Consider the following 5912-nt stretch of genomic DNA (forward strand, 5'->3'; position numbering starts at 1 on the left):
ATTTCGAGCGTACCCAGCCCGGCGCGCGACACCAGGTCTTCGGTCGWGCTGAAAGGCGCTTGCGCCCGCGCCGCCACCAGGCGGGTCACGGCGTCTTCGCGCAGGCCGGACACCAGGCGCAGGCCCAGGCGTACCGCCGGCTGGACACCCTGGGGCAACACACCGCCCGGCTCCAGCGTGCAGTCCCAGTGGCTGTGCATCACGTCGACGGGGCGCACTTCCACTTTATGGCGAATGGCATCCTGTACCAACTGGGACGGTGTGTAAAAGCCCATGGGCTGCGAATTGACCATGGCGGCCAGGAAACAGGCCGGCTCGTGGCATTTGAACCAGCAGCTCACATAGACCAGTTTGGCGAAGCTGGCGGCGTGGCTTTCGGGAAAACCGTAGTCGCCGAAGCCGAGGATCTGGCTGAAGATGCGTTCGGCGAATTCAGCGCTGTAGCCGTTCTTGACCATGGCCTGCACCAGCCGGCCGTGAAAGCGCTCCACCCCGCCCTTGCGCTTCCAGGCCGCCATGGAGCGGCGCAGGTCGTCGGCCTCGCCCGGCGTGAAGTCGGCCGCGATCATCGCGATCTGCATGACCTGCTCCTGGAAAATCGGGATGCCCAGCGTGCGCTCCAGGGCGGGGTTGAGCGCCGGGTATTCGGGAACGATTTTTTCACCCCGCCTGAGGGCTTCGCGATTCTTCAGGTAGGGATGGACCATGCCGCCCTGGATGGGACCGGGGCGCACGATGGCGACCTCGACCACCAGGTCGTAGTAGCTGCGCGGCTGCAACCGCGGCAGCATGGACATCTGCGCGCGGCTCTCGATCTGGAACACGCCCACCGTGTCGGCCTCGCAGATCATGTCGTAGGTTTTCTCGTCCGGCTTGACCTGGTGCATCTCCAGCTGGCTGCCGCGCGCCTGGTTCACCAGCGCCAGGCAGCGCCGTATGGCCGACAGCATGCCCAGCGCCAGCACATCGACCTTGAGCAGGCCCATGGCCTCGAGGTCGTCCTTGTCCCACTGGATGATGCGGCGGTCCACCATGGAGGCCGGCTGCACCGGCACCAGCCGCGTGAGCTTGCCCTGCGTGAGCACAAAACCGCCCACATGCTGGCTCAGGTGGCGCGGAAAGYCGATCAGCTGCGCCGACAGGTCCAGCCACTGCAGCACCGGCCCTTCCCTGCCCGCCAGGCCGGCCTGGCGGATTTTTTCTTCCAGCACTTCGCTGCCGTCGAACCAGAAATGCTCTTTGGCGAACTGGTCTATCAGCTCGGGCTCCATCGCCAGCGCCTTGCCGACGTCGCGGATCGCGCTGCGCGGGCGGTAGCTGATGATGGTGGCGGCGATGGCGGCGCGGTCGTGGCCGTATTTGCCGTAGATGTACTGGATGACCTCTTCGCGCCGCTCGTGCTCGAAGTCCACGTCGATGTCGGGCGGTTCGCGGCGTTCGCGGCTGATGAAACGCTCGAACAGCAGCTTGCTTTCCGCCGGGTTGATGGCCGTGACGCCCAGGCAGAAGCACACCGCCGAATTGGCCGCCGAGCCACGGCCCTGGCACAGGATTTTTTTCTCGTTCGCGAAGCGCACGATGTCGTGCACGGTGATGAAGAACATCTCGTATTCCAGCTCTTCGATCAGCGCCAGTTCGAAGCCCAGCTGCCTGCGGATCTTATGGGGGATGCCGCGCGGATAGCGTGTGTGGGCCCCTTGCCAGGTCAGCCGCCTGAGCCAGCGCGCCGGCGTCTCGGCCGGCGGCACCATATCGTCCCGGGGGTAGCGGTACAGGTCGCGAATTTCGTCAAGGTTGAACCGGCAGCGCGCCGCCACCTCCAGCGTGGCGCGCAGCAGCGCGGCCGGGTAAATGCCGGCCAGCCGCATGCGCGGGCGCAGATGCGCCTCGGCATTGGCCTGCAGCGCAAAGCCGCACTCATGCACCGGCCGGCCCAGCTTGATGGCCGTCATCACGTCGTGCAGCGGTTTGCGCGAGCGCTTGTGCATCAGCACGTTACCGGCCGCCACCAGGCGGATGCCGGTGCGCGCCGCCACCTGCTGCAGTTGCTCGAGGCGCAGCGCGTCATCCAGGCCCTGCTGCAGTTCCACGGCCAGCCAGGCGCCCTGGCCGAACAGTCCTACAGCCCAGGTCGCGTGCGCGCCAAGCGCCTCCACCTCGATGGCATCGGGCAAAGGCGACAGCAGGATTTCACAATCGCCCAGGCGCGAAAAATCGGTTTCGCCGAGTGCGACACGGTAACTGCCTTTCTCGATCTCGTCGCCGGCGCGGCGCGCCTCGGTGATGAACTCGCAGAGGTTGCCCCAGCCCGCCGCGTTGCGGGGCAGCACCACCAGCCTGAAGGCATAGGCCGCCTGCACCAGGAATTCCGCCCCCGGCAGCAGCTTGAGCCCGTGCGCCCGGGCCGCCTCATGCGCCTTCACGACACCGGCGACCGAACATTCGTCGGTGACGGCCAGCGCCTGGTAGCCCAGTTCGGAGGCCCGCTCGGCCAATTCCTCGGCATGCGAGGCGCCGCGCTGGAAGCTGAAATTGCTCAGCGCATGCAGCTCGGCGTAATCGGGCAGTGCGTGGACGGACATGCGTGCGGCCTCAGGCAAAAAAACCGTGCAGGTACCAGGCGCGCTGCCGCGCGGCTTCGGGCGTGGCGCCCAGGCGCTCGCTGTAAACCCAGAGCAGGCCGCCCTGCTCGCTGCGGTAGATGAAGTAGTCGCGCAAGGCCCACGGCTTTTCGCTGAGGCCGGCGCCACGCGCGGCCTCGCTGTCGGCCAGCAGCCATTCGGCGGCTTCCAGCCGCTGCGGCCCGGCCAGGCGGCGCAGCCGGCCCTGGTAGACCGGGTTGTTGCCGGCGGTGGCCAGCTTGATCGGCTCGGGCAGCAGCCAGGCCGGGTACAGGGCTTCGGTTTTGGTGTCCGGGGGCGGGCTCGCCTTGGAGCGCTTGCGGCCGGGCCGCGCAGGATTCAGCTGTGCGCTGATCGATGCCATCACGCCCCGGGCCGGCACCCAGCGCTGCATCAGTTCGGGCCGGTGGTCCGCGCAAGGCTGCCAGGCCTGCACCCGTGCATCGCCCAGGCGGGCGCTCAGGCGTTCAACCAGTTCCACCGCGCTGTCGCCCTGCTTGCGCGCCTCCATCAGCAGGCTGCCGGTGGCGGCGGCCGAGTCAGCCAGCAATTCGGTGGCCAGCGATTGCAAGCTCAGGCTGTGCACCGGCGCCGGCAATTTTTGCTGGGCCAGGTGTTCGGAGATAAGGCGCGCCACATGGCGCAGGTCTTGCGCGGGCTGGGCCGTGCGGATTTCCAGCTCGCCGGTGGGCGGCACGTCGCGGCGCTTGTCCAGGTGCCAGGTGATTTTGAGGGCGCAGAGCCCGCTTTGGCGGCCCAGCAGCCAGGCATGCAGCTGCACCAGCAGCCGCTCCACGCCGGCCATCAGCGCGGGGGCGTGGGTGACCAGCGCATTGAGTTCGWGTTTTTCCTCGAAGTGCTCGGGCAGTACCAGCCATTCATAGTCGTCGGGCGCACTGCCGCGGGCGCGGTCCAGCGCCTGCAGCAGTTCCGCGCCGAAGCGCCGGGCCACGCCGTCGCGCGGCAGGCGCAGCAGGTCGTCCCAGGTGCGGCAGCCTATGCGCTCGAGCACGCCCAGGTGCGGGCGGGCGGCCGTCAGCGTGTGCATGGGCAAGTCGGCCACGCGCTTTTTCACGGCGGCGGCGCGGCCTTGTTCGTGCTCCTTCTGCTGCCGCAAGCGGCCCAATGCGATCAGCGAGGTCGCGCCCAGTGGTGGTCGAGATGTGCAATGCGATCCAGCAGCGCATGGATGGGACTCCGGGGTGAACTGAGGGGAAGCGACACCAGCGAAGGCAGCAGCTGGGGCGCCGGAACACCGGCTTCCTCGCGCTGGCGCCGCGCCCTTTCGCGGCTGGCCGCCAGCAGCGCGGCAAGCCGGGCCGGCCGGGTGTCGAGCAGCAGCGGCGCGGCCAGCGGCGGGCCGCGCCGCTTGAACACMTCGACCCGCAGCGTGCCCGCCTCGCCGGCCACACCCTCTACCCGCAAACGCAGCGGTGCGGGCGAGGATTCGTGCTGCGCCCGCAGGAGCCGGAAGACAAACAACAGCTTGTGGTGCGCATGCGCCGCGATCTGCAGGCGCCGCAAGTGCGCGCTGCGCGCATCAGGCAGCCAGGCCAGCACGCAATGGACGTCGGCGCATTGCAGGGCTTCGCGCGTGGCCCACAGCAACGAAGGCGCATCTCCGGGCTTGCCCTGGAGGCTCAGCAGGCGCCGCATGTCCAGGGCGCGCGCGCCGAGCGCCGGGCCGAAAGGCAGCCAGGGCGCGCCCACCAGCACCGCCAGTTCGCGGGCCCGGGACTGCAAGGCCGCCAGGGCCGGCGCCACCAGGCCCCATTCATGCACGCCGGCCTGGGGCTGCAGCAGTTCGATCAAGGCCCCCTGCGGCCAGCCGCCGCCGGGCAGCACGGCATCGAGTGCCGGATACCCCGTGGCGACGGTTTGCACGCTCGCGCCGCCGAGTTCGCCGGCGCGCCATACATGGGCGTTGGCGAAGTCCGGCAAGGCGCGGGCTGCGGGGGTTGGCGAAAGCATGGGAGGTGCTTAAAATTCAAATAAATACTGTATTTATATACAGTATATTGTCTTCCTTGCCCGGATTCCAGTCATCCAGAAAACACTTCAATGCGAAAAGGCAATGATGCGAACCACGCTTGATTTACCTGATTCTTTGCTGCGGAAGCTTAAAACCCGCGCGGCACAAAACGGTCAAACCCTGAAATCTCTGTTGAACGAATTGATTTTGCAGGCCATGCAAATGCCCGCTATGCCTGAGCTTGCGCAAGCCGCCCCCGCCTTGCCGGTGTTGAAGCGGCTTCAGAACCCACAAGAGGAAGCCGCGAAGCCACTCCCCGCTCAAAGTAACGCGCAGATGGAAGACCAGGCGTCGCAGGAAGACATCGWAAGACTCCGGCTTATCGGTTTTATCCGATGACTGCCCCGACTGCTGGACGTGACCGTCTGGCTGACGCCAGCACACCCGGATATGTTCGATTTTTTGCTGCTGAAGATCTGAGGTAGCCAGCGGGCCACAAACGCATGTCCGGAACCGGCGAGCGCCGAACACCCGCCAGACCTACGCTTGGAATACCGGTACTTGCTACCTCACATTCCAGGAAGATTTTGATGAACAGGCTGCACAACAAGCGCGCGCTGGTGACAGGCGGAACCTCGGGCATAGGCCTTGAAACGGCCAGGCAGTTTCTGGCCGAAGGCGCCCGCGTCATGGTGACCGGCTCCAGCGACGAATCATTGGCCGAGGCACGCCGGCAGCTCGGCGGTGACGCCCTCTTCTCCAAAACCGATGCGGGCGATCTTCAGGCGCAGGTCAAACTGGCCCGGCAGGTGCGCGACGCGTTCGGGCAGCTCGATGTGGCCTTCATCAACGCGGGCATCGGCGTTTTCATGCCGCTTGAAGCCTGGGACGAGGCGGCGTTTGACCGCTCCATGGCCGTCAACTTCAAAGGGCCCTTCTTTTTGCTGCAGGCCTTGCTGGGCACTTTTGCGAACCCGGCCTCCGTCATCTTCAACGGCTCGGTGAATGCGCACCTGGGCATGCCGGCCTCCAGCGTCTACTCGGCGACCAAGGCCGGTTTGGTCTCGCTGGCCAAAACACTGTCCGGCGAACTGGTCGCCCGGGGCATACGGCTCAACACCGTCAGCCCGGGCACCGTGACGACTCCCATCTACGGCAAGCTGGGCCTGCCGGCCGACGCGCTGCAGCAGATGAAGGACGGCTTGACGGCCGTGATCCCGCTGCACCGCTTCGGCTCACCGGTGGAGATCGCCAAGGCCGTGGTGTTCCTGGCCTCCGATGAATCGACCTATGCCGTCGGCAGCGAGTTCATCCTGGAC

General features: G+C 66.8%; 5 protein-coding genes. 2 read left to right on the forward strand and 3 right to left on the reverse strand.

The features are described from left to right. The 3 genes from AC1D0P_RS23145 to imuA form a co-directional block, all read right to left on the reverse strand. Positions 1 to 2582 (reverse strand): error-prone DNA polymerase (locus AC1D0P_RS23145; protein WP_477678887.1); only part of this gene is annotated, 2582 nt, incomplete at its 3' end. A 10-nt stretch (positions 2583 to 2592) separates the two neighbouring features. Next, positions 2593 to 3738, reverse strand: coding sequence for a DNA polymerase Y subunit UmuC family protein (locus tag AC1D0P_RS23150; RefSeq protein WP_477678888.1), 1146 nt, complete (start codon positions 3736 to 3738; stop codon positions 2593 to 2595). 14 nt (positions 3739 to 3752) lie between these two features. After that, positions 3753 to 4592 carry a translesion DNA synthesis-associated protein ImuA gene (gene imuA, locus AC1D0P_RS23155; protein WP_477678889.1) on the reverse strand — a complete coding sequence of 280 codons (840 nt, stop codon included), beginning with the start codon at positions 4590 to 4592 and terminating at the stop codon, positions 3753 to 3755. Positions 4593 to 4695: 103 nt separating this feature from the next. Here imuA and AC1D0P_RS23160 point away from each other — a divergent pair, with 103 nt between their 5' ends. Further along, positions 4696 to 4992, forward strand: a complete 297-nt coding sequence (locus AC1D0P_RS23160) for a hypothetical protein (RefSeq protein ID WP_477678890.1) — start codon at positions 4696 to 4698, stop codon at positions 4990 to 4992. Positions 4993 to 5183: 191 nt separating this feature from the next. Next, positions 5184 to 5912 (forward strand): SDR family oxidoreductase (locus AC1D0P_RS23165; RefSeq protein ID WP_477678891.1); only part of this gene is annotated, 729 nt, incomplete at its 3' end.

It is taken from the genome of Polaromonas sp. P1_G2 (assembly GCF_056405515.1).